The sequence below is a fragment of the Leptolyngbya sp. PL-A3 genome (assembly GCF_039962325.1).
Lineage (GTDB): Bacteria > Cyanobacteriota > Cyanobacteriia > Elainellales > Elainellaceae > Vacuolonema.
Genome location: NZ_JAMPLB010000002.1, coordinates 73,323 through 97,074, shown reverse-complemented (window position 1 = coordinate 97,074; position 23,752 = coordinate 73,323). Strand labels below are relative to the sequence as shown.

Sequence of the window (23,752 nt, the reverse complement as noted above, 5' to 3'; positions counted from 1 at the left end):
CAGTGGTTTAGGGAACTTCGTGCCACACACCACCGTACTTACATCAACGCGCACAGCGTTATATAAACAGAATTTTGGATGTTAGGGATGGTGCAAGCTCTCGCACAACGCCTCGAACACCTCGTCCTGAATGATGCCTGCTTCCCCCAGGGCGATCGCTCGGTACCCATCATCGGGGTCATCCTCTAACCAAAAGGAAAGACGGATGGGTTGTTGATGACGATTTAAGCGAGTAGAAATTTCGCTGGCATCGGCCAACTGAAAAAATAGTTCGATCGCCTCGATAAGCTTCGCCCGTGCTTTTTCTGCAGTGGCCCCATACGTCGAAAGCTCTAATTCTGGACATTCGGCCTGATAGTGTTGGGCTCCATCCGTAGCCTGCTGGGTCTCTGTGGATGCAGGGGCTTCCTTTACTGGTTCAATGATGATGCTAAATTGCTGAATTTGTCTCATTCGCATCACACCCGTCAGCTTTTGCTTCATAGTTCGGTCAGGAGGCGTGAGAGCATCGGCCTGAAGCCTGCTTGCCCAGATCTCCCCTTAACACTATGGGGCATCTGAGAAAGGATTGAAAGGGTTGTTTTTTCAGGTGAAACACTATAAAACAGTTCCTTCCCGCGAGAAATTCTCATATCCTCATGGAAAGGAGTGTAGTTTGTTAGTCTCTTCTTACGGCACCCTTGGTATGTTTATACTCAAAGGTTCAAATAGGCGGAGTCGAGCTTCTCATTGAGCGCCTGAACAGTGGAACAAGCCTGGAAAAACTTGTTACTCGATCGTTGCCCTTAACGTTATACCTGTTTCTACCCTGGCATAATCCTATGACTCTGCTGTGCCGACTTCAGTGGCGTATCCTCCGTCTCAGTTACCCCTGGTTGCCGCTAGCGATCGCACTCTGGCGGCTCACGACTTCCCGTGGTATTCAGCGGAGCCGTGCCCAAGCCAAGTTTTGGCTACTTTCAGTTCGCATTGATTTTGCGAACTTGATGGCGATCGCTCTGGACATGACGCACCCCGAATATTGGTTGCTCTAGCACTGACAGCATGGCCCGAGAAACTTGGATGAATGGTTGGTCGGGTACTTTGTTATTGATAATCTACTCATTAAAAATATCAATACTCTGGACAGTTTTTCTGAAACCCTTGATTTTGCGTGCGCGAAGCGCACGCAAAATCAAGGGTTTCAGAAAAACTGTCCGAACTAATGAAATATAAGCTCTGAGGTTTTGTTAGTGTAGCGATCGTTTTACAGATTAATAGAATCTTTTATCATAACTTTGTTGCGGGGTTCCAAATAGCTTGTATAGGGTGGGAATAAAATAATTGAATTGGCATAAATAACTGTTTTATATAAGATCCGAAATCTTTTGAATAAGACGTTTCTCTAGAAAGTTGATTGATCGTTTAATGCTCCCCAGGATAAAAGTGTTCTAAACGTGTGGATGGGATGTGGTGAAAGAGACGCTTTGTGTTCCTTTCACCACATCCCATCCAGGTATTTGAAATATGGACATCGTGTACAAGAATTTGCTGCAAGCGTTTCAGCCTGGCTTACTCAGCAGGGTTGTCCTTAAGCCAGATGTCTAGTAACTCATTGAGTAGTGATTGACGCATAAAGTCGTCGAACTGAACGGGTAAACTTTCCTCCAGTCGTGCAATAACAATCCATTGATCCAGCTTTAGGGGTGCCCACAGTTGCCCAAGTTGGGCTCCATAAAACAATCGGGCTAATCGCGGATGCAGTTGTCCTAACTCAACGGGGCCAATTCTGCCACCATTGCTAGCTTCGGCCCCCTGGGAATAGGTGCGCGCAATTTCGTCAAAGGTCGCTTCTCCTTCAGCAATTCTGAAATAAAGTTCGTGTGCTAATCCTTGATCCGTCAAGTAGATCAGTGATGCTACGACGCGATCGAGCTCATGCTTACGATCCAGGAAATAAGATGCGACCTTGCGTCCCCATTGTTGGTTCTGGAATTTTCGGATCGCTAATTCTCGCTTGACCCACAGTTCAAAATCTTCCGGTGTAACTTCTTGCTGTTGCAGCCAAACCTGATAATCTTCCGCATTGAGAAATTGCTGAAGAAATTCTTCCCACTCCTCGGCTGTATAGTCAACGGCAGCGACAACGCGATCCAAATTGGGTTCGCGAGAGAATGGAGATAGCATGCAGTTTAAGCCATCCAGGGAGAAGCGCTTTTGCCCCAACTATAGCAATCTTGAAGCAGGGTACGTCCCCACGGCGAACTTCCCCCGTCACACCAGACTTTACATCTTTTTAATAGCAGGACTGTCGCACACTCACTGTACCTGCTGCATTTATGTAGTGTGCGTACACCACACAAATGCACATCCTCCTATTGAACCCTCCGTTCGGGATAAGCTGAAGTGCTCATTTTGGCGTGCACTATGTGCACGCCAAAATGAGCGTTTTCGAGTGCCGCGCGTTGCGCGGCACTCGAAAACGCCTTTAACCCGAACTCAGGTTATTGAATTGGTGCTGGAGGGGTTTTGTAGATATTGATGGCTGACGTAGCGATCAGAACCGAATGGGGAATACTACGGGATACCCCTGGTGTCTTACAACACCAAGTAACGAATTGTTTCCCGAGCCTCCCATGCAAAACCTTCTTCCGAGTCGTGCAAGATTCAGCAACCGAAAACGCCAGAGTACCCTTACCGGCCAACTCCGTTACAGGTTCGACAACTTCATGGCCCGAGGCACTGTTGCCCTGGTCAGCGGATTGGCATTGGTTTCCTTCGCGTTTATTGTGCTGATGGCTGTGCTGGTCAGCGTGTCAGGAGTTGCACCGGAAGGAGGCGATCGCCTTAATCTCCCAGAAGCTCTGTGGGGCGTTCTGATGCGAACACTCGACTCAGGAACTGTGGGCGGCGACACGGGTTGGGTGTTCCGTTTAACCATGCTGTTTGTCACCTTCGGTGGCATCTTTGTGGTCAGTACACTGATTGGTCTACTCAGCAGTGGTATTGATGCCAAATTAGAGGATTTGCGGAAAGGGCGATCGCGTGTCATCGAAACCGATCACATTGTTATTTTGGGTTGGTCGCTGCAGATCTTCACCCTGATCTCGGAGTTGGCGCTGGCGAATGCAAATCGTTCAGATACCTGCATTGTCATCCTCAGTGAAGAAGATAAGGTTGAGATGGAAACTGCCCTTCACGATACGTTGGGGAGGTTGCCTCGAATTCGCCTGGTGTGTCGTACAGGCAGCCCCAGCAGCATGACAGACCTGGGTATCGTGAGCATTCAAACGTCCCGATCTATCATCATTCTGAATCCGGGCCAGGATGCTGCCGATACGCAGTTGGTGAAGACCCTTCTGGCGATTACCAGTATTCCGCGATCGCATCCCCAACCCTACCATCTGGTCGCGCAAGTGCAGAGTCCCAAAACTCTGGATGTGCTCAAGCTGGTTGCTCATAACAACGTAGAACCATTATTAATCAATGATTTAATTTCACGTATTGTGGTGCAAACCTGCCGTCAGTCCGGGTTATCCACGGTGTACATCGATCTCCTGAACTTCAGTGGCGATGAAATTTACTTCCGGGAGGAACCTGCACTCTATGGCAGTACCTATGGTCAAACGCTTTTGGCGTACAACGATTCGGTGGTCATTGGGATTCAAGATGCAGAGGGTGCAATTCAGCTCAATCCTCCCAGCAATAGGCTCTTGCAACCCGGGGAACGACTGATTGTTATTAGTGAAGATGACGATACAACGCATCTGAATCAGGCCGCAGAAGCTCCAATTGATCGGCAAGCGATTCACCTTGCCGAAGCGACGTTACCTACGGCTGAACACACACTAATTTTGGGTTGGAATGATCGGGTCTACAACATCATCCAACTCCTGGATCAATATGTGGCACCGGGCTCGACGGTGATGGTCGTGGCGGAGTTTCCTGATGCTGAGGTGGATTTGTCGGAGAAATCCCTGCAACTTCAAAAACAAACGGTGCGCTACCAACAGGGAGATCCAACGGATCGAGATGTATTAGACAGTCTCAACCTGACGCAGTATAACCATGCTCTTGTCCTGTGCAACTCAACCCTGGATGCAGAACAGGCGGATGCTCAAACTCTGGTGACATTGCTCCATCTGCGGGATATTTGCGATCGCCATCATCACGACTTTCAAATCGTCACTGAAATTCTAGATGTCCGCAATCAAGCATTGGCCCAGGTTGCTCGCCCTGATGATTTCGTAATTAGCGAGCAAATCATTAGCCTGATGCTAGCCCAGGTCGCAGAACAGAAAAACGTTAATGCTGTGCTGACGGATTTATTTAGTTCTGAAGGCTCAGAGATTTACCTCAAACCCGTCGATAACTACGTCACAGTTGATCGCCCTGTCAATTTCTACACTGTAGTAGAAGCCGCCAGACAACGGGGAGAATCTGCGATCGGGTATCGCCACAAAGCTGATGCGAATAACGTTGCGCGATCCTATGGAGTGGTCATTAATCCATCTAAAGACAAACTCATCGAATTTCAACCGCAAGATACGATTATCCTGCTAGCAGAATCTTAGATATTCAGAAAATTGCATCAAAAAAAGCCCGGCTCTGCCGGGCTTTTTTGATGCGGCTCTAATTCAAATACATAGATGCAACGCGTATCCAGTGACGCACACAACACTCACCCTGATTCCACAGGGTAATTAAGCCAGTCCATTACCTCCTGCCACAGCTCAGGAAATTGCTGCTGGCTGCGCTTCAGCCGTGCCATGCGATCGCCTGCATTAGGGCTGTCCGTATCGGCATACCAGCGATTTGCGGTAACCCAGTAGCCCGCTGTCCAACAGAGCGATCGCACAGCCGGGTAGGGCCCAAACGCGACAAAATGCTGTCGAATTCGTTCCGCTAAATCTGCATCCTCCAGAGCTTCGTAATAACAGTGCAGGAAAAACTCGCGATCCTCGGCTGGCAGACGATAATTGTGGCGGCGGCGCACCGTGACGGGAGAAAGAAAGTGACCCAAATCCCCAGCGGGGGAGCCAATTTCGGCCCACTCCCAATCCACCAGGTAAGCCTGTTGGGAATTGACGACCCAGTTTTCGTAGGTGTGGTCACTATGAACCAGACACTGGTGAGGGTAATCCGATAGCAAAGATTCAGCACTCAACCGCTGTTCCGCTTTCGCCAACACCGCCTCTAGCATTTTTACAATGTCAGCATCGGCATCGGCAGATTGCAGGTAGGGTTGAGCGTAGTCGCGTGATTCCTCAAAGAAGAGGGTGAGGGGGTGTGCGATCGTGGGTACATGGTGGCGCAACTCGTCCAGGGCATAGCCAGGGTTTTGAGGCAGACGATGGAGGTGAGCGAGGGTTGTGGCGCAGTGTTGGAGGTGCGATCGCCCATAATCTAATGGCCCTCCTTCCAGATAATTGGTAATTAAGTAGGTGTAATTAAAATCGTCACTGGGTTGTAGCTGGCGTGCCTGTAACTCATGACCAATACCCGATCCGCTCAAATAGGTGAGAATTTTCTCCTCAAACTGAGTTACGCGCTTGAAATCCCCTTCAAACCGTTTGTTGGGGGTGTTGACTGCAACCCGTATTAAACGATTTGAGTTGACGCGAAAAATTAGATTTGCTTCTCCATGGGCCATCAAGGTGAGGGTAAAGCCTTCTCCAAATCCACGTGTCTTTAGATGCTTATAGAGATGAGCTTGAATTTCGGCAATGTTTACACTATGACTCACGTTAATTTCAACTAATTGAATAGATGAATGTGCTTATGCGTTTTTATTGTAGGGGTGGGCGAAGCTTCATGTAAGGAGGCAGTTGAGACCTAAGCTGTGTCCCATGCGAAGCGGTTGGTACAGTTTAGATCTTCTGTTTAATCAGGCTGAGCCATTTAAAAACGGTTTCTTGCAGAACAATACCTTCACCATTTTTTTCAAGCCCTTGATTTTGCAGGCGCATCGCGTCTACAAATCAAGGGCTTGAAAAAAATGGTGAGCATATTGATAGAAAAGATATAGAAATCCTAAATGCTTTTTCAAGATGAGATAGGTACGACTCATCCCAACTGTTAAATCCTATGAAGGCGCTTTTCCTGTCATTTTATGGCGGAAAAACTATCTTTATAGGTTTCAGTAGGAGATCTGAAGCGGCTCAGATTCAAAATTGAATTGAAGTTATTCCCTAATGGATGAGCTTTACTAAAATTAATTTTTGTTGGGCGATGCAATCCAAGGAAACTCAGTCTTGTGGCACATAGTGAATATACGACAATAGTTAGGCTCATCAATAAAACATATAAAAATTGTTCTGTGCTGAATATTTGAAATTAAGAATTGGCAGCTATTCTGGCATTTCAGCTCATCAATAAATAGGTTCTATATTTGGATCAATGTATTTAGCATGAGCCTCATCATTTAATAGGGGTGCTGTTTCTCAAATCGTTGAGAAATACCTGAATTCAAATTGTTCTTGTACTCGTTTTAATTGATGTAGCCAAGGAGCATTCTATGTTTTATCACGTTAAAGAATTGGAGTTTAATGCACGAGTATCGGGGCCCGATCCTCGTTTTGCCAGTTTATTATTAGAGCAATTTGGTGGGCCAAATGGTGAATTAAAAGCCGCCATGCAATACTTTACCCAGGCTTTTGCAGCCCGAAAGCCTTATCCTGACAAATACGATATGTTGATGGATATTGCCACCGAAGAGTTGAGCCACCTGGAGATTGTTGGGGCCACCATCACAATGCTGTTGGATGGGGTCAATGGTGAGTTGAAAAATGCTTCCGAATCGACCTCATGGATGAACCTTCTGCCGAATCAGAAAGAGCAGATGATTCATCAGGCTATGACCAATCCCCAGTTTCTGCTACTGTCCGGTGGTGCTCCCCGGTTAACGGATAGTCAGGGAACGCCCTGGATGGGCTCCTTCGTCAACGCCAACGGGGATTTGACAGTGGATTTGCGATCGGACATCGCCGCTGAATCCCGAGCCAAGATTGTGTATGAACACTTGATGCAATTCACTGATGATCCCTATGTTAAGGAAACCTTAGGCTTTTTGATGACACGGGAGATCGCCCACTACAAGATGTTCGCGTCGGCCCTGGAAACCATTGAACCCAACTTCCCACCGGGAGTTCTGCAAGGCGACCCCCGCTATACCCATGTCTATATGAACATGTCCAATGGAGCCGATGCTCGTGGCCCCTGGAACCAAGGGCAAGGAGCCTGGGAATCTGGAGAGGAATGGGAGTACGTGCAAAAGCCCTATGAGCATGTCGTAGAGACGAAGGGCATGGTGGAGCAGCCTGTTAAGGGTAATAAGCATACCCTGGATGAGGCTCAGGAAAAGAGCCGTGCTCTGGGCAAGCAGCGCAGCCAAGAGGTGAAGTCATCCGTAGGGGGTGGCGCAAATCAATGGTCAACCTATCCCCAAAATGATTTGGCAAGTCCTAAAACGGTGGTTGACCCTGAGAGCCACGGTTCAGTAATTTAATACACTGCTTCAATCTCTGGGTGTATTTACACTAATTTACTGTGCTGAACAAATCTTCGAAGTCCGGCTCCTTAAAGGAGCTGGGCTTCTTTTTCATTCGGGGCACGCTTTCCGTCCCCCAAAAAAGCTCATATTGCCGTGTGCTCCCTGCACGTCAACATGGGCGCTTGAGCTTATCCCAAATTGGGGTTACATATGGCTATAACCTGAGTTCGGGTTAAGGGCGTTTTCGAGTGCCGCGCAACGCGCGGTACTCGAAAACGCTCATTTTGGCGTGCGCAGAGCGCACGCCAAAATGAGCACTTCAGCTTATCCCGAACTGAGGTTGCTATAGAACGGGTTGTCTCTCTTTCAAAAAAAAACTGTGCAGGTTGCACAGTAGGGTTGGAGCTTATTTGGGAGATTCTTAAGCTCCGTTAGGAGTTTGTTTGGCTAAATAGTTGCACACAGTTTTGCTGCTCCCAATGTTTCTTAAACAGCAACAGCTTCTGTTTCTGTCTCTGTCTCTGTTTCGGCTATGAAGTCAGCTTCGTAATCGAAATCGGGCTCGATTTCGGGCTGGAGGCGATCGCGATCCTCGATAAAGTTGTAGTGATCCAGTGCCTCCATAATGCCCCAGGAGTAGTTACCCTTCGCGAAGTAGACTTTAGGATACTCGCGCAGTTTTTCAACTTCCTGGCTGTAGTTGCCAACCACAACCGCCAGCGTGTTGCCAGCCAGCATACTTTCGTCATTGCCTGAACTTCCAGCAACCAGGAAACGGTCAATCGCCAGATTCCACTTCATTGCGCAATACCGAATGGCATTACCCTTGGAAGCTCGGATAGGCAGCAGGTCGAGGTACATGCTGTGGCTGAAGATGCCATTGATATGCAGCCGCCGCCGCCGCAAATGTTGCATCATCTCGTTATAGCTGGGAGCCTTGCTGGCATCGACAAAGTAGCTGAGCTTGTACTGGCCCTGGCACTCATCAGGCTGTAGCTCAATACCGGGTAATTCTGCCATCGCTTGCCGCACAGCGTCGGGTTGCCAGCGATAGTTGATGTGCCGCGCCCAATTGGGATCGGGAATGACCTGAGGGCCGTAGTAGATTTCCGAACCCGTTGAAGCAATCAGCACATCCGGCATGGGGAACTGCCATTCGCCCAACATTGCCAACGCACTGGTGAGCGATCGCCCTGTGGCAATCCCAATTCCCGTCGTGCCGCCCTCTTGATTGAGCCGCTGAATCAGCTGTTGCAGCGCTGCATGATCACCCAACAAGGTATTGTCGATTTCGCAGACCAGATAGCGATCGGCGTTCATCAAACGGTTCATGCTGGGCATATTCCATGCTTGAGATGTCGCTGTTTTTTCCACCGTGAGGTAGCTCAAGGGGGACTGCACACGCCGCTGGGGCAGCTGGCGCAGGTGCTCCAGGTAGCGCTCCACATGGCTCTTCCAGGAGAAGTTTTGGCGTACACGATTGAGGCCGTTGGTTGACCACTGTTGCCATTGTTCGGTGTCGGTTAATGCCTGGCGCAGAGCGGCTTGAATATCCGCAATATCGAGAGGATTGATTAACCGCCCGTTATCACAGGCTGCCAGAATGTCGCGAGGGCCACCATCTGCCGTGGCAATGATCGGCGTTCCACAAGCCGTCGCCTCAATGAGAGTCAATCCAAAGGGCTCGGTTAGCGCTGGGTTGATAAATACGCCCCGAGTCTTGGTTGTGAGACGGTATAAATCAGGCACCTCTTCCGACTTGTGATGTTTTGGATAGGCTACTTTTCCGTAGAGATCATAGCGGTCGATCAGCCGGAAAATATCAGCCATCACCTTGCGGGGGCCAGATTCCATCTGATTGATGTCATCCCGGTTACCGAGCACTAACACAAGATTCGCCAGTTTTTGAAGTTCTGGATCTTGACCGTAGGCTTCCACCAGACCGGCCACGTTTTTCCGCATAGCTGCACGAGACAAAGCCAAAATAATAGGCTTGTCTGGTTCTCGTAGAAAGCGCTTCAAATCATCAAAAATGGGTGGCTCAACCCAATCATCTCCAGCCGGGTAAAACCGCTTCAGGGAAACACCCGGGGGAATTACCACCATGCGATCGGGCTGGTATTGGTCGTAGATGCCGTACTGATCGGTTACTTCCTGATGGGTGCTGGCAATGATTAGAGAAGCACTGGCCAGAGTTTTTTCTTCTGCTTCAATACGAGTGCTGATATGAAAGTGTTCTTCGACAGCTTCAGGCTTGGTGCCTTGCTCTAAAAGGCGATCGCGCTTCACGCGCCCCAAAGAATGGCCGGTGTGAACTTGGGGAATCCCCAGCCACCCGGCCACTCGGCAACCCACATATCCGGCATCAGCATAGTGAGTATGAATTACATCTGGAACACGGCCTACTTGCCGAATATGCCGCACCATTTCATCGGCGAAACTATCAAGATGAGGCCATAAAACCTCTTTGCGTAAGTAGCGGCGAGGACCGCAGTTAAGACGAACAATCTGCGCTTTTTCACAAATCTTTTCGATGGGTTGCGCGTAATCTGGACTGACTTTTGGATCGTTGACTAAACGTGTTACCAGATCGACCCGATCAACTAGGGGATTTTCAGCCAGCGCTTGAGCAAGTTCTACTACGTATTTGGTTTGTCCTCCGGTATCGGCATCCCGGCCAAGTTCCAGATTATGCCCTCGAATCAAACCATGAACGCTGACAAGTAAGATGTACAACCCTGCGGGTTTTGACATAGGTGTTTTATCCTCCTTGGACTAATCACTGCGAAGAGCGTCAGTCACTTTGTGATCACCGAAACTTGACGTTGCCCGTGCGTTTTCAAAGTAGTTGGGATTTACGGGTAATTATATAGATTTGATAAGATTCTGCCGTTATCTTGCTAGTTTCGCTTCACTCCAAGGAAATACATCACGCGGAAACAGAGGCATAGACTGGCATTCAACCTTTGATGAGAATGTATTACAATTTGTTGCTGAGCTCGATAGATGCAACGTGAAGGGTAAATTTCTAAAAAACTTTTTTGTGTTTGTGCCCTACAAAGGCGTGTCATATTTATTACATTCAAGCCAATTAACCCGTAATTCCTCTTAAGAATTATGGAATTTAAGAATTGCTTAATGATGTATGAAATCTCTTTCTGCTTAGTCGGTATTTCTGAATACTATAGTTGGTCGAGTGAGGTACAAGAGAGGGGTGTAGAATTTCATTCCTCTCTCGTATCTCGACAGATTGGAAAGGGATATCAGTAGCTCAATTCAATTAAATCCAGACTCTAAAATGCTGTGCCACCCGCCCTCTCTATAAAGATATTCGAGTTAATTAAACAAGGTAGTGGATGGAGCTTAGCCCTACACGCTACCTTCCTTGTGAACCAACGTGCCGTATAGCTGTTCTGAGCTTGGCAACTCTGCTTGTTCTTGGAAAGCTAAATGATAGGCCTTGGGAAAACCAAAATTCATAATGTAACTCTTCTCCTTTGATGGAATAAGGAGGAGCTAAAACAGGCATGTTTCCCGGTTGGAAACTGCTCAGCCCGATCCTGTGCCTGTAATAGACTTCGCCCAGGCACTCGTAAGCACAAGATGTACCCATTGGCCGTCTGATAAATTCAGTCGAATGGACGGATCAGTTTGTGTACGAGCACTTCAACAAAGTTCCTTACGCGGGCTCTTAAATCCGTCCCCACGGCGTGAAAGCTGTGTTGGAGGAAATTTTTAACCAATTTGAGGGGGGATTTAGAACGTTAATTTCCGTATGCTGTACATACGAAAATGACTGATTCATGATTGTTTCTTACCCATGTTTCGTGCACTCGGGTTATGCCTCAAACCATTCGACAGGTTTATCCTGGATTAAATCCTCTGCCCTCTGCGTACAATCCGGTTGTGGTGCGATTGGTGCATGCCTTTCTGCCCCTCGTGATGCGATTTCGCACACGGCCCTGGTTACCCGCAGGTATTACCAGGGTTGACGTAAGCAACCCAGAACGATTGGCTAGCCTATATCAACAATTTCAGGCTGGGAAGGTTCGCTTCATGCTGGCCTTTCGCCATGTGGAGGTGGATGATCCCCTTTCCGGGTTGTATATGCTTTCCCGAATGATTCCCAAAGCAGCTCGGGAGAAAGGTGTGAAGCTGCGCTCCCCTTTGCACGTCCACTTCCTTTTCGATCGCGGGATGCCGCTTTGGGGTGGCCCCTGGTTGGGGTGGCTGCTGTCCCGAATGGGTGGTGTCTCGGTGCATCGGGGTAAGCATCCTGATTGGCAGGCTCTCCGCACCTCTCGGGAGTTGATGCTAAATGGAGAACTTCCATTTGCGATCGCCCCCGAAGGTGCCACCAATGGTCACAGCGAGATCCTGGGACCCCTGGAACCGGGTGTTGCCCAAATGGGTTTCTGGTGCGCTGAAGATCTGCAAAAGGCTGGCCGCCCCGAAACAGTGTGGATTGTGCCCATTGGAATTCAATATCACTACATTGGCGCTCCCTGGCATAATCTCGATCGCCTGATGACCCAGTTGGAAACCAACATGGGCCTTCCTCCCCAACCCCTCGAACCCCTCGCCGATGACCAACGGCCCGATGCGTATTACAAGCGCCTTATCCGGCTAGGGGAGCATTTCCTGACCAAGATGGAGCAGTTCTACAGCCGCTTCTACCATCGCCCCCTTCCTCCTAAAGACCTTCCCCCCGATGCACCTAACATCACCCGACGTTTGCAAGCCCTCCTGGACGAAGCCCTGAAGGTTTCGGAAGAGTACTTCGGTGTTTCATCCAAGGGCAATCTTTCCGAACGCTGCCGGCGCTTGGAGGAAGCGGCGTGGACCTATATTTACCGAGCGGATGTGAGCGATCGCAACGCCCTCTCTCCCATCGATCGCGGTCTGGGTGACTGGCTTGCCGAAGAAGCCAGCCTGCACGACACTCACATGCGCCTGGTAGAAAGCCTGGTGGCCGTCACTGGCTCCTACGTCAAAGAAAAACCCTCCTTCGAACGTTTTGCCGAAATCACTCTGCTACTGTTCGACGCTACAGCTCGTATTCGCGGCGACAAATATCCCCGCCGTCCCCGTTTGGGCTACCGCCGCTGTCAAATGACCGTCAGTGAACCTATTTGCGTGAGCGATCGCTTTCCTGATTACCAGACCAGTCGCCGGGCTGCACGGGATGCCATCAACACACTCACAACGGATCTCCAGCATGCTCTAGAAGCGACGATTGAGTCGTGATGGGCGATCGCCTTAACAAAATCCTGTTACAACACCCGTATCCAACGACAACGTGTCGCCTTTCGCATCGCCTGTGTGATACGCTGCCAGCAACACCTCGCTGGTTTTGCCCCAGGAAATCGTTCCGTCGTGGGAGAGGGCGATCGCCCCGAAATCTCGCTGTCGGCTTCCCGCCTCCTGGAAGGAACGCCCCATTGCTTCCCCAAGGGGCAGACCGTCCGTCACGCGAACCACAATACGAGCGGCCAAACATTCATCAATAATGTCTTCACCAATGCCGGTGCAACTTACGGCTGCATGGGCGTTAGCATAATTTCCCGCAGGTGTGGCCGAGTCGCTCACCCGACCAATGCGCTCAAAGCCCTTGCCTCCTGTGGATGTGCCCACCGCCAAGCGACCTTCTGAGTCCAACGCCACCACACCGATCGTGCCTCGCCCAGGCTCGGAGGCAAGTTCGGGTTCCGCTATGACCCCAGCCATTTCATGGGAAAAATTATTGTTCCGTTCTGCCATCCACTCCTGTAAGCGAATATCTGTCAGGGGGTCATAAATGGGTTTGCCTAACTCTCGCAGCAGTTCAGCAGCTCCATTGTCGGAAAGAACGCGATCGCTACCCTCTTGCAAAAACTGTGCCAACTCAATGGGATTCTTCACTCGCGATACGTTGATCACACCGCTAAATCGCTGAATCAGCCCATCCATGAGCGATGCACTCATCCGAATTTGCCCGTCTGACTGCAACACTGAGCCCGTCCCAGCGTTGAAGCGGGGATTGTCCTCCATCAATCGGCATCCTAAAACGACTGCCTCTTTGGCCGAACTCCCCGCCTTCAACAGGGCATAAACCTTATCAATGGCATCGAACAAGGCCGTGCGAACGGCCTCCTCGCCGCCTTTGCCCCGCAAGGAACTTCCGGCTCCGCCGTGGATGATCAGTTTAGGTTGCATGGTAGTCAATGTGTAGAGAAGTGAAAGGAAAAATGAAGTCAAACGAACGCTTTTAGGCCATCAGGAAATGATGAGATCCTATCTGTGTGAGCCTACAAAAAGAGTTCCCAAACGAACGATGGCTATTATCTGACAAATATTGAGGGGTGAGTAGGTGCGATCGGGTGACTCTACCCGACCCCCTGATTCCGCCGCCGCCGACACCGTTCGGAGCAATACTTCACGTCATCCCAACAATCGGCCCACTTTTTACGCCAGGTGAAGGGGCGCTGACAGACAGGGCAGAGCTTTGTGGGCAAATCCGATTTGGAACGGGTGCGCGCCATGGCAATCTGGAATGTGCAGTGGGTGAATTACTGTGGTAATTGTAAAGGATTGTAAAGGCTTAATGGTAGAGACAGAAGCCAGTCGACTAGCGCGATTGCATCAGGTACGGATTGTGTTGGTAGAGCCAGCCGGGCCGCTGAATGTGGGGTCGATCGCCCGCATCATGAAAAATATGGGATTGTCTCAACTGGTTCTGGTCAATCCTCAGTGCGATCCTTTAGGAGCAGAGGCGCGGCAGATGGCGGTGCATGCCTTCGATATCCTGCAATCTGCTCGTATTGTTTCCAGGCTGACGGATGCATTGGAGGGATGTCGGCGGGCGATCGCCACCACTGGCCGTGATGACACGACTCTGAACATTACCCTGGAAGGCCCTCGTGCTGTACTGCCCTGGCTCGTGGAAGCTGTCGATGGCCCAACCGCTCTCCTATTTGGTCGGGAAGACCGGGGGCTGACCAACGAGGAAATTAATCGGGCACAGCGGTTCCTTTACATTCCCAGTGATGCGGCTTATACCTCGCTGAACCTGGCGCAAGCTGTGGCCCTCTGCTGCTACGAGCTGCGAATGGCGTTGCTAGAACCTGCCCCTATTGCAGCGGCTCCGGTCGGCACGCATAACCCGGCCTCCCACGATCGCTTAGATCAGTATTTTCAAGATTTAGAGTCCCTATTATTAAAAATTGGCTATCTTTACCCACATACAGTAGCCAGCCGCATGAAAAAAATTCGCCAGATCTACAATCGAGCGCTACCCTCTGATAATGATGTGGCCCTTTTGCAAGGCATGATCAGCCAAATGCGCTGGGCGTTGCAGCAAAGCCATCCCCGTAACGAGTCAATGCAGGATGAATAATTTGACGAATCTCCCCCATGCTGGTGATAATTTGCGGATAATTTCAGAGTGGTGGGTTGCATCTAATCAGTCATACTGGCTCTGGAAGCTTGATTTGCTTGTTCTTGAGATGCGTTAGAGGTGTTGATGTCAATGGAATCTGGAAAACCCTCACGCCCTCCCCGTCGCCGCCGTCCTGGTCGTCGACCTCCCACATCCTCCAGCGCCCCTGCGAATGAGAATGGGCGACGCAGCTCTCAGAACGGTTCGGGCAGTTCATCTTCGGACCTCTTTCGGTTGCCGTCAGCTTCAGCCGATAGCAATCGTAGCGATACTCCAGCCCCGTTGGTGCGGCGGCGTTCGTTGCGATCGCCCCGACCTGACTCCCAACTGAACCTGCGCCGTCTGCTAGACGAGCCAACCGGGCGCAATGGCTCTAGCGCTCGTCGTCGCCCCTCTGAAGAGAATGGAGCTTTAACACGGTTACGCCCAGTGCAGCCCGTCCTGTCCAAGAAAACGAGCCTGCCACCTACCGTTATTCCCATTCAGGCGCGTCCCGTGCGCCCTCAGTCACCTGCTGAAGCGGTGATCTCGCCGCCCAGCCCTCGGCGGCGACGACGGCGATCGCAGAAACCCGCCACGCCCCTGCTCTACATCACTCGTCTGCTAATCTTTGGAGTGGGTGTTGGGGCGATCGTCGGCACCATCCTTTCTATCTGGACGCCAGCCCAATCTTCCTTTACCGCCGCCGGTACCGTTCCCGGTTCTGCTGCGGCATCGGAGGCCGCGAAGCAGCCTTCTGACCTGGGAGAAGGGATGTTCCGTCTGGATGGAGCTCCCCCTTCCACTGTTCCGGCTCCCGTAGCCGCTCGCTTGAAGCAACCGATTAATGAGCTGGCGTCGGCAATCCAGCCCCTGGTCACCCAGTCACCCGATCTGAAACCCGGCATCTTTATCGTGGATTTAGACACCGGTAATTATGTTGATATCAATGGCGATAAGGCAATTCCGGCTGCCAGTACGATTAAGGTGCCTATTCTGGTGGCCTATCTGCAGGATGTAGATGCCGGAAAGGCCCGTCTGGACGAAGCCATGACCATGAAGCCGACGGATATTACGACGGGTTCTGGCGAATTTCAATACCTGCCTCCAGGTTCCAGCTTCTCCAGTTTAGAAACGATTACCAAGATGATCACCATCAGCGATAACACGGCCACTAACATGGTCCTGGAGCGAGTGGGTGGGGCGCAGATGCTGAACCAACGGTTTCGCACATGGGGGATGACCCAAACGGTGATTCGCAACCCCCTGGCCGACTTAGCTGGAACCAATACCACCAGCGCTCGGGATCTCTCGCTGCTGCTGATGGCCGTTACTCAGGCTGATTTTCTGTCCTTGCGCTCGCGCGATCGCCTCATGGAAATCATGCAAGGCACTGTGACGGATACCCTGATTCCCGCTGGTACGGGCCCCAATGCGGTTGTTGCCCACAAGACCGGTACCATCGATTCGATGGTTGGTGACACGGGTATTGTAGATTTGCCCAACGGCAAACGCTACGTCATCACCGTACTGGTGCAACGCCCGACAGATGACGGACGAGCCCAAGAACTGGCCCGTCAAGTTGCCCGGGTTGCTGCCGAATACTTTGGTAAAGCGGCTCCGGCCCCGGGTGCAGCCTCAGCCCCAGCGGCCGCTCCAGCGACGCCGGCAACAATGCCCGCTACGACGGCTCCTCAGTAGAGCTTCCCGGCATCACTTTATGTCGCGAATGAATCCCGTCTTCTACAATGGGGGTGTTGCGAGCGCAAAACCTTCAGTCGATTCAAATTATGGAACTAACAACCGTTAACGTCGAAAAAGTATTGGATGAGCTTCGCCCATATCTGATGTCGGATGGAGGCAACGTCGAGCTGGTTGAGCTGGATGGTCCCGTTGTTCGTCTGCGTCTCCAGGGTGCTTGTGGCTCCTGCCCTAGCTCCGCCATGACCCTGAAGATGGGCATCGAGCGCAAGCTACGCGAATCTATTCCCGAGATTGCCGAAGTCGAGCAAGTATTCTAATTTCACTTGCCAACCTATAACCTCATTTGCGCGGAAGGCAGCACGTATCGTGCTGCCTTCCGCGCAAATGAGGTTATGGGTGCATAACCCTGGTTACTTGAAAAGGTGTTTTTTGTACTCTTGGGCACAAAAAAACACCTTTTCAAGCAAATTCGGAGGGAAGGGTGTAGGGTGTGGGATAGTTATAACGTTTTGTCACATTCTCGATTTTTTGAAACAATCGAGAACATTGCAAGAGATACGCGATCGCCCGTTCTCAAAACCGGATTTCGCTTCCTTCTGCCCATTTACTTATCCATCGTTTTGCTCCCATGCCTCATCCTCTCTACGTTGCGTTTATTTGGCATCAGCATCAACCCCTCTACAAAAGTCGGGCTGTGGGTCAGTATCGCCTTCCCTGGGTGCGCCTCCACGGGACGAAGGATTATCTGGATTTGATCCTAATTTTGGAAAAGTTTCCCAAACTGCATCAGACGGTGAACCTGGTGCCATCTCTGATTCAGCAGATTGAGGATTACGTAGAAGGAACGGCCTTCGACCCGTATTTGACGCTGGCTCTGTCTGAAGCGGATGCCCTCAACCCAGAGCAGAAGCAGTTTGTGGTCGAGCACTTTTTTGACGGCAACCACCACACGCTGGTCGACCCCCATCCCCGCTATGTCGAATTATTCAAGCAACGGCAAGACAAGGGCGGGGATTGGTGTATCGAAAACTGGTCGCCGCAGGATTTCAGCGATCTTTTAGCCTGGCATAACCTGGCCTGGATTGATCCGATGTTTTGGGATGATCCTGAAATCGCTGCCTGGCTGAAACAAGACCGTGGCTTTACCTTGAGCGATCGCCAACGCATCTACTCTAAGCAACGAGAGATCATGTCCCGCATCATCCCGCAACATCGCCACATGCAGGAGACGGGTCAACTCGAAATTACGACCACTCCCTACACCCACCCCATCCTGCCCCTCCTCGCCGATACGGATTCCGGAAGGGTAGCTGTACCCGATATGGTACTGCCCCAAAACCGCTTTCAATGGGAGGAGGACATCCCCCGCCATCTAAAGCGGGCAAGGCAGATGTACCGCGATCGCTTTGGCTGCGAACCTCGCGGGTTGTGGCCTTCAGAACAGTCTGTCAGTCCTGCCATCCTGCCTTATATAGCCGAGCAGGGTTTTAATTGGATTGTGTCTGATGAAGCGGTGCTCGGCTGGACGCTGAATCACTTCTTCCACCGTGACCAACATGGCACTGTGCAGGAACCCGAGTTAATGTATCGTCCCTACCGTCTAGAAACACCTCAGGGAGATCTGGCAATTGTCTTCCGAGATCATCGTTTGTCGGATTTGATTGGATTCACCTACGGAGCGATGCCAGCGGAAAAGGCAGCAGCTGATATGGTAGGGCAGTTGGAGGCGATCGCTCAGCAGCTCATCTCTCACCAGTCTGAAGGCACTACGAGCTTAGAGCAACCCTGGCTGGTGACGATTGCCCTTGACGGTGAGAACTGCTGGGAGTTCTACCCCGAAGATGGAAAGCCTTTTCTGGAAGACCTTTATAGTCGCTTGAGTGAGCACGAAGATATTCGTCTCGTCACTGTGTCAGAATTTCTAGAGCAATTTCCCCCAACGGAAAGTTTGCCTGCCAACAAGTTACATAGCGGCTCCTGGGTTGATGGCAGCTTCACGACCTGGATCGGCGACCCTGCTAAAAATCGTGCCTGGGATTTGCTGACTGAAGCACGTCAGGTTCTTGCCAACCACCCTGAGGCAACCGAAGAGAACAACCCCGAAGCTTGGGAAGCGCTGTATGCGGCTGAAGGTTCTGATTGGTTCTGGTGGTTCGGCGAAGGGCACACCTCGAACCAGGATGCCATGTTCGATCAACTTTTTCGGGAACACCTTGCTGCCCTATACATGGCCTTGAATGAGCCTGTTCCGACCGAAGTGCGCCGCCCTGTGGAAGACCACACAGTCCATGGCGATCATGCCCCTCAAAGCTTTATTCACCCCTTAATCGACGGGCGCGCTGATGAGCAGGATTGGGATAAAGCGGGACGCATTGAGGTGGCCGGAGCTCGAGGTACCATGCATCGCAGCAGCAAAATTCAGCGCCTCTGGTATGGGGTTGATCACCAAAGCTTCTATTTCCGCTTGGATTTTGCGGCTGGCAGTCGGCCGGGTGTAGACTTCCCCTCAGAACTGCATCTGCTATGGTTTTACCCCGACCGTACTACCTTCAATGCCCCGGCTCCCTTGGCCGAACTGCCAGACGAAGCCCCGATGAATTACCATTTTCGCCATCACCTGGGAATTAATTTGGTGACGGGCGATCGCTGGCTTCAGGAGGCAGGGGAGTACTTCCAATGGCATTCCTGTCCCACTACGGCACAAGTAGCTATAGACACGTGCCTGGAAGTCGCTATTCCTTGGGCTGACCTCCAGGATATAGAACCTGACTGGGCTCTAAGGGTTGTGGTGATTCTTGCAGAGGACGGCCACTATGTCAGCTATCTTCCTGAGAATGCCCTGATTCCTGTTGAAGTGCCATAACTACAGTGCTTTTCAAGTGCTTAAAACCTGGTTGTTTTTATGAGAGCCGTGCAGCGCGTAGCGCGGCTCTCATAAAAACGCAACCAGATTGGAAAAGAGGAGTACGAAGCACTCCTCTTTTTTAAAGTAGATAACTATGAGTATGAAACCAGGAGCTGTTTTAAAAGTCATTTTTTCGTTCTAGAAGCGCACGAAAAAGTGACCCTTTCAGACAGCTCTAAAGTACGTCCTAGAACAATTTGCGTGATAGCAAACCACCTAAGCCAGGCTTCTCGGGTTTGGCGGGTGGCTTCTGATCGGCTTTCGCCTCAACCAGCTTTTGACATTCGAGGGCGAGGGCGTCCTGAGAGTTGATTTGCAGGGCTTGACGCACACTGATTGCTGCCATTCCGACCAGTCCCTTTGCAAGGTTTACCTTTGCCATCCAGGCATGATATTCACTTTGGGTTGGGTCGTTTTTAATGGCGTCTCGTAACTCGGCTACGGCTTCGTTATAGCGCTTCATTTTGAACTGTTCCTGCGCCCGTTGCAGATGTCCCCGAGCACGTTCTTGCGCTGCAAAAGGCACTTTCATAACTATTGCAGGAGACGAATTATTGGGTTGAGAAGAACGAGGGGTAGATGACATTTGCATAGTTCCTGGAACTCCTGAAAAGATTTAGTTAAGTGCACTCGTGGTGGCTAAATCATTTACATAAACCACCCGCATTATTGAATAAAAGTAACGCATTATGGGCGTTATCTTAAAACAACCCAAAGCAGATCAAACATCAACAGGGTAAGAAACAGAAATCATCCCTTATTTCTACAACAACTTATGACGCGTTGTTAAAGAAAATATTCAACTTCAAGAGAGAAAAGGATGGCCGGATACGCTGTCCAGAGTACAGCAAAACTTGCCGTTTAACGAAACCCTCTGAAAAGGTATTCAGTGCTATTAAGGATATAAATTTCAACCTCAAGAAGACATCGGGATAAATTCTGATCTAGCGTTATTCAAGCCTCACTCGAAAAAAATGGGTAGGGAAAACTTACGGGCTTTCTAAACTGATGAGGTGATAAATTTAACACGGCTTACCTGGTATCCAAGCGAGTCTCAATTCGTACTCTTCTAAAGTCAAAACAAGGGTAGAAATACGTATTGTTTTCAAAAGCTTCCTCCCGTATTCAGGCCGTATTTCAGCCATACGGCTGCTTGTTAAAGAAGGGCGATAAAACACAAAAGGCTGTGCTGCCTATAAAGCTTATGGCACAGCCTTTTGTGTTTTATTAGCAAAGCCGTTCTTCTCCTTGAAAATACGCAAATTCGATTGAATAGTACGGCACTTAATCGACTTTGATATAGAAATTTTAGATATAACTATCACCAGCGGGTGCATCCCAGTTTTGTTAATGTGGCGGGCGAAGCCCGCCACATTAACAAAACTGGGATTTCAATCTGCAAAAGTGGGATGTACCCTTACCAGCTATCTTGTATCAAAAGGAGAGAGGTAGAGCTTCGCTCCTTCTGATACAAGCTTGGTGCTCTCGAGGCTCTTAGTAACAAAGTTTCTAGCCCGGTAATTCACTTCGGTAGAACCAGGTTTTTCCGGATTCTCCGTTTAATCTGCGTAAGGGTCGATAGCAGTATCAAGGTTTTTCAATTGTCTCGTTGATAAAGCATGAGGAACATCTAACAAGTTTTGTAGACCAAATAAATGGTGCTGATCCTTGATGGAGCTTCTATCACCGAATGTGTCAAGATTTAAGGTTCTTGACAACTTGTAGGTAATTTCACGCAGTTCTTCACTTGAAATATATAGATTTAAAGCCTGTGGCGCTTATAAAAGAGTCCAATCATTCACAATAACTTGCATTTCACGTTCCGGCTGAGCTTGGGAACCGCTCGAAAAATGAGGTAGCAAACGTGACATAGACACCTATGACCGACTCTCCCGTGCGTTCCCCTCAGTCTATTGCTCCTACGGTTTCTACCTCTTCCTCGGCACTGCCTCCTCGTGAGCAGCCCACCCTAATCTACAAACTCAGTGCAACCGATTTCCTGAGAGAGTACGAGAATGGGAAAAAAACCTTTACTCGTCTTCTGGTTAAGGATGGTAAGTTCTTTGTTCAAGCACCTACCTTAAGTGGAGGTAACCTGCAAGGAGCCTGGTTATGGGAAATTGGGCTTTCCCGCGCATTGCTGAAGCGAGTCAATTTTAGTGATGCAAAGTTGTACCGTGCTGATTTGAGTGGTGCTGATATGACGGAAGCTAACCTGTGGAAGGCTGACCTACGGAAGGCGAACTTAATTCGCACAAATCTCAGTGGTGCGTTTCTGGGTGGTGCTAGCTTGCAGGAGGCTCGTCTGAATGGTGCAAATCTCAGTCGTGCTGACCTGCGAGGCGCTGACCTGACGAATGCTGACTTATCCGGAGCGATTCTGGATCAAACAATTATGCCGGACGGGACAATCCATAACTAAGCCCCTGGGCTGCCCGAACAAATGCTCGAAAGATCCGTTGCTGATGAGGGTCTTTCTCAGCAGATAGCTCGGGATGCCACTGAACAGCGATCGCCCACGGATGCGACCCATGCTCTATCGCCTCGATCAGTCCATCGGGAGCATAGGCTGCTACTCTCCACCCCGGGGGAATTGTTGTAATGGCTTGATGGTGCCACGATACGATCTCGATCGACAGGCTACCCACTAAAGCTGCCATCTGGCTTCCCGCTACAAGGCTTACCCCATGGCGTGTCGGAATGGGGGTTTCAGCCTGTAGAACCAGATGGGACACCTCGCTTCCAAACCGTTCGGGTACATGGGGAACAAGGGCTACACCACTGGCCACACTTAACACTTGTAATCCCCGACAAATTCCTAAAATAGCCCGCTCGCTCTGGAGCGCCCGACGGGCTAAGTCTAATTCGAACTGGTCGCGCTCCAAATCGATACGGGCCAGGGTGGGATGACTTGTTCCGTTGTAGTGCTGGGGGTGCAGGTCACCGCCTCCCGTAAACAATACCCCATCCAGATGAGCTAATAGACGATCGCTCTTTTCTTCACCCGGAGTCAATAAAACTGGAATGCCGCCCGCTCGCCGGACGGCATTGATATAGGCAATGTTCAGTTGAATGTTGCCCGTTGCATCCTGCCCGGGCGTGGTAATGCCAATCAATGGAGCTGCCATAATTGCAGAGAGACGAATCAGGAATACACACAGGCTACCCAGAGGTACCGAATGGGCAATCGTTGTATTTGCTGAAGTCATGCGAGCTTCCCTTCGGAAAACCCGTAGAGCACTACGCGATTAGAACCAGGAAGTTTATTTTTGAAAAACCGTACTCAGCGCCGCTTTTCAAAAGTAAATTGTCCTAACCCAGTTGCCTACAGCGCTTTTCAAGCGCTTAAAATCTCATTGTTTTTGTGAGAGCTGCGTGGAGTCAGGCTCTCACAAAAACAACCGTGGCTGATTCAAGCGCAAAGCGCTGTAAGGCTATAAACTTTATGCTCCAATTTGCGTTGATGAAGAGCCGCTCATGAATAGCCCAGCTTCCGTGCAAATACCATGCAGCTTTCGATCCCATGGGGCGACAGGAAGCTTGGGAAGACGGGCGAATTCAAACACAATACCGATGGTGGGAATGTTTAACCAGGCAGGAGAGCTGAGCATACGATCGTAAAAGCCGCCACCATAGCCCAGGCGATAGCCGCGTACGTCACAGGCAACTGCCGGAATCAGAATCAAATCAACTTCATGGGGAGAAATAACAGGGGCTCGGGGGTGGGGCTCGGTGATGCCGTAGGCACCCTGCTGGAGGGGGAGGATGGCATTCGGTGCCCAGCGATGCCATGTGAGAGTTTTGCCCTCACAACGTGGAAATCCCCAACGTTTCGGTAGAAAAAGAAGGGGTCTTAATTCGGGTTCTTTCCGAAAGCTGAAGAAGGCCAGCACAGTTTGCGCCTGCTGGAAGGTGGGCCAGTTTTGTAAGTGCACGCAGAGGCGATCGCTCTTTTCATGCCAAAGATCTGGGTGCATGGCCTGTCTGGCCCGGAGAAGCGATCGTCGAAGGTCAGCCTTTTGAGATTGCGGATCCGCTGCGTTCACTGCGATGAAACTGTCGTAGGGTAAGGGATTGACAGCCTTTGACAACCACTTTACCTGAAAATTTGGCGGTCGGCTTAATTCACACTTTTTTGTCAGCAATTCTCATTTTGAAATCAGGCCCGAAAACCGTTCGGGCATTAAAGCCAAGAGTTCACGCCCGTAGGGCGTGAACTCTTGGCTTTAATGCCCATACTGAGAACTGCTGCTTTTTTGTGATGTAGAGTGACCTC

At 50.4% G+C, this 23,752-nt stretch carries 18 protein-coding genes; 9 read left to right on the top strand and 9 right to left on the bottom strand.

Annotated elements, in window-relative coordinates:
* Positions 1–81: 81 nt before the first annotated feature.
* Positions 82–483 carry a hypothetical protein gene (locus NDI52_RS02180; protein ID WP_199307825.1) on the bottom strand — a complete coding sequence of 134 codons (402 nt, stop codon included), beginning with the start codon at positions 481–483 and terminating at the stop codon, positions 82–84.
* A gap of 338 nt (positions 484–821) precedes the next feature.
* On the opposite strand from NDI52_RS02180, the gene NDI52_RS02175 reads away from it, so the two are divergent.
* The gene (locus NDI52_RS02175) at positions 822–1,034 is read left to right on the top strand and encodes a hypothetical protein (RefSeq protein ID WP_190771456.1); all 213 of its coding nucleotides are present in this window, start codon (positions 822–824) and stop codon (positions 1,032–1,034) included.
* A gap of 517 nt (positions 1,035–1,551) precedes the next feature.
* Here NDI52_RS02175 and NDI52_RS02170 read toward each other — a convergent pair.
* A complete protein-coding gene (locus NDI52_RS02170) occupies positions 1,552–2,166 on the bottom strand; it encodes a peptidylprolyl isomerase (protein ID WP_190772370.1) in 615 nt (204 codons plus the stop codon).
* Between the two features lie 542 nt (positions 2,167–2,708).
* Here NDI52_RS02170 and NDI52_RS02165 point away from each other — a divergent pair.
* Positions 2,709–4,553, top strand: a complete 1,845-nt coding sequence (locus NDI52_RS02165) for an NAD-binding protein (protein ID WP_199307826.1) — start codon at positions 2,709–2,711, stop codon at positions 4,551–4,553.
* A gap of 107 nt (positions 4,554–4,660) precedes the next feature.
* Here NDI52_RS02165 and NDI52_RS02160 read toward each other — a convergent pair whose 3' ends face one another.
* The gene (locus NDI52_RS02160; RefSeq protein WP_190772372.1) at positions 4,661–5,725 is read right to left on the bottom strand and encodes a phosphotransferase; all 1,065 of its coding nucleotides are present in this window, start codon (positions 5,723–5,725) and stop codon (positions 4,661–4,663) included.
* Positions 5,726–6,496: 771 nt separating this feature from the next.
* Here NDI52_RS02160 and NDI52_RS02155 point away from each other — a divergent pair.
* Positions 6,497–7,486 (top strand): manganese catalase family protein, encoded by a 990-nt coding sequence (locus NDI52_RS02155; RefSeq protein WP_190772373.1) that lies wholly within the window; start codon positions 6,497–6,499, stop codon positions 7,484–7,486.
* Between the two features lie 471 nt (positions 7,487–7,957).
* Here NDI52_RS02155 and NDI52_RS02150 read toward each other — a convergent pair whose 3' ends face one another.
* A complete protein-coding gene (locus NDI52_RS02150; RefSeq protein WP_190772374.1) occupies positions 7,958–10,225 on the bottom strand; it encodes an HAD family hydrolase in 2,268 nt (755 codons plus the stop codon).
* A 1,086-nt stretch (positions 10,226–11,311) separates the two neighbouring features.
* Between NDI52_RS02150 and NDI52_RS02145 the strand changes: the two genes are divergently transcribed.
* On the top strand, positions 11,312–12,718 hold the full coding sequence (locus tag NDI52_RS02145) for a 1-acyl-sn-glycerol-3-phosphate acyltransferase (protein ID WP_190772375.1): 1,407 nt from the start codon (positions 11,312–11,314) through the stop codon (positions 12,716–12,718).
* 12 nt (positions 12,719–12,730) lie between these two features.
* Here NDI52_RS02145 and NDI52_RS02140 read toward each other — a convergent pair whose 3' ends face one another.
* A complete protein-coding gene (locus tag NDI52_RS02140) occupies positions 12,731–13,666 on the bottom strand; it encodes an isoaspartyl peptidase/L-asparaginase (protein WP_190772376.1) in 936 nt (311 codons plus the stop codon).
* A 170-nt stretch (positions 13,667–13,836) separates the two neighbouring features.
* Positions 13,837–13,992 carry a DUF2256 domain-containing protein gene (locus NDI52_RS02135; RefSeq protein WP_190772377.1) on the bottom strand — a complete coding sequence of 52 codons (156 nt, stop codon included), beginning with the start codon at positions 13,990–13,992 and terminating at the stop codon, positions 13,837–13,839.
* 62 nt (positions 13,993–14,054) lie between these two features.
* On the opposite strand from NDI52_RS02135, the gene NDI52_RS02130 reads away from it, so the two are divergent.
* The 4 genes from NDI52_RS02130 to NDI52_RS02115 all read left to right on the top strand — a co-directional run bounded on the left by NDI52_RS02130 (position 14,055) and on the right by NDI52_RS02115 (position 19,434).
* Entirely contained in the window at positions 14,055–14,846 is a 792-nt protein-coding gene (locus tag NDI52_RS02130) for an RNA methyltransferase (RefSeq protein WP_190772378.1), read from the top strand.
* Between the two features lie 132 nt (positions 14,847–14,978).
* Positions 14,979–16,568, top strand: coding sequence for a serine hydrolase (locus NDI52_RS02125; RefSeq protein WP_190772379.1), 1,590 nt, complete (start codon positions 14,979–14,981; stop codon positions 16,566–16,568).
* A gap of 89 nt (positions 16,569–16,657) precedes the next feature.
* Complete coding sequence (locus NDI52_RS02120) at positions 16,658–16,888, top strand: NifU family protein (RefSeq protein WP_190772414.1); 231 nt, start codon at positions 16,658–16,660, stop codon at positions 16,886–16,888.
* Positions 16,889–17,199: 311 nt separating this feature from the next.
* Positions 17,200–19,434: a glycoside hydrolase gene (locus NDI52_RS02115; protein WP_190772380.1), complete on the top strand. Its 2,235-nt coding sequence runs from the start codon at positions 17,200–17,202 to the stop codon at positions 19,432–19,434.
* A 229-nt stretch (positions 19,435–19,663) separates the two neighbouring features.
* Here the strand turns inward: NDI52_RS02115 and NDI52_RS02110 are convergent, their stop codons facing one another.
* Positions 19,664–20,008: a hypothetical protein gene (locus NDI52_RS02110; RefSeq protein ID WP_190772381.1), complete on the bottom strand. Its 345-nt coding sequence runs from the start codon at positions 20,006–20,008 to the stop codon at positions 19,664–19,666.
* 1,347 nt (positions 20,009–21,355) lie between these two features.
* Between NDI52_RS02110 and NDI52_RS02105 the strand changes: the two genes are divergently transcribed.
* Complete coding sequence (locus NDI52_RS02105; protein ID WP_190772382.1) at positions 21,356–21,898, top strand: pentapeptide repeat-containing protein; 543 nt, start codon at positions 21,356–21,358, stop codon at positions 21,896–21,898.
* Here NDI52_RS02105 and NDI52_RS02100 read toward each other — a convergent pair.
* A complete protein-coding gene (locus NDI52_RS02100) occupies positions 21,870–22,685 on the bottom strand; it encodes a gamma-glutamyl-gamma-aminobutyrate hydrolase family protein (protein ID WP_242035785.1) in 816 nt (271 codons plus the stop codon). The two genes, NDI52_RS02105 and NDI52_RS02100, sit on opposite strands and share 29 nt — an antisense overlap.
* A 234-nt stretch (positions 22,686–22,919) precedes the next feature.
* Positions 22,920–23,522 (bottom strand): 5-formyltetrahydrofolate cyclo-ligase, encoded by a 603-nt coding sequence (locus NDI52_RS02095; RefSeq protein WP_190772383.1) that lies wholly within the window; start codon positions 23,520–23,522, stop codon positions 22,920–22,922.
* Positions 23,523–23,752: the final 230 nt, after the last annotated feature.

Excerpts from the sequence above, each read along its gene's own strand:
- NDI52_RS02180 (WP_199307825.1), bottom strand. The coding sequence starts at position 483 with ATGAAGCAAAAGCTGACGGGTGTGATGCGAATGAGACAAATTCAGCAA.
- NDI52_RS02175 (WP_190771456.1), top strand. The coding sequence starts at position 822 with ATGACTCTGCTGTGCCGACTTCAGTGGCGTATCCTCCGTCTCAGTTAC.
- NDI52_RS02170 (WP_190772370.1), bottom strand. The coding sequence starts at position 2,166 with ATGCTATCTCCATTCTCTCGCGAACCCAATTTGGATCGCGTTGTCGCT.
- NDI52_RS02165 (WP_199307826.1), top strand. The coding sequence starts at position 2,709 with ATGGCCCGAGGCACTGTTGCCCTGGTCAGCGGATTGGCATTGGTTTCC.
- NDI52_RS02155 (WP_190772373.1), top strand. The coding sequence starts at position 6,497 with ATGTTTTATCACGTTAAAGAATTGGAGTTTAATGCACGAGTATCGGGG.
- NDI52_RS02150 (WP_190772374.1), bottom strand. The coding sequence starts at position 10,225 with ATGTCAAAACCCGCAGGGTTGTACATCTTACTTGTCAGCGTTCATGGT.
- NDI52_RS02145 (WP_190772375.1), top strand. The coding sequence starts at position 11,312 with ATGCCTCAAACCATTCGACAGGTTTATCCTGGATTAAATCCTCTGCCC.
- NDI52_RS02140 (WP_190772376.1), bottom strand. The coding sequence starts at position 13,666 with ATGCAACCTAAACTGATCATCCACGGCGGAGCCGGAAGTTCCTTGCGG.
- NDI52_RS02135 (WP_190772377.1), bottom strand. The coding sequence starts at position 13,992 with ATGGCGCGCACCCGTTCCAAATCGGATTTGCCCACAAAGCTCTGCCCT.
- NDI52_RS02130 (WP_190772378.1), top strand. The coding sequence starts at position 14,055 with ATGGTAGAGACAGAAGCCAGTCGACTAGCGCGATTGCATCAGGTACGG.
- NDI52_RS02125 (WP_190772379.1), top strand. The coding sequence starts at position 14,979 with ATGGAATCTGGAAAACCCTCACGCCCTCCCCGTCGCCGCCGTCCTGGT.
- NDI52_RS02120 (WP_190772414.1), top strand. The coding sequence starts at position 16,658 with ATGGAACTAACAACCGTTAACGTCGAAAAAGTATTGGATGAGCTTCGC.
- NDI52_RS02115 (WP_190772380.1), top strand. The coding sequence starts at position 17,200 with ATGCCTCATCCTCTCTACGTTGCGTTTATTTGGCATCAGCATCAACCC.
- NDI52_RS02110 (WP_190772381.1), bottom strand. The coding sequence starts at position 20,008 with ATGAAAGTGCCTTTTGCAGCGCAAGAACGTGCTCGGGGACATCTGCAA.
- NDI52_RS02105 (WP_190772382.1), top strand. The coding sequence starts at position 21,356 with ATGACCGACTCTCCCGTGCGTTCCCCTCAGTCTATTGCTCCTACGGTT.
- NDI52_RS02100 (WP_242035785.1), bottom strand. The coding sequence starts at position 22,685 with ATGACTTCAGCAAATACAACGATTGCCCATTCGGTACCTCTGGGTAGC.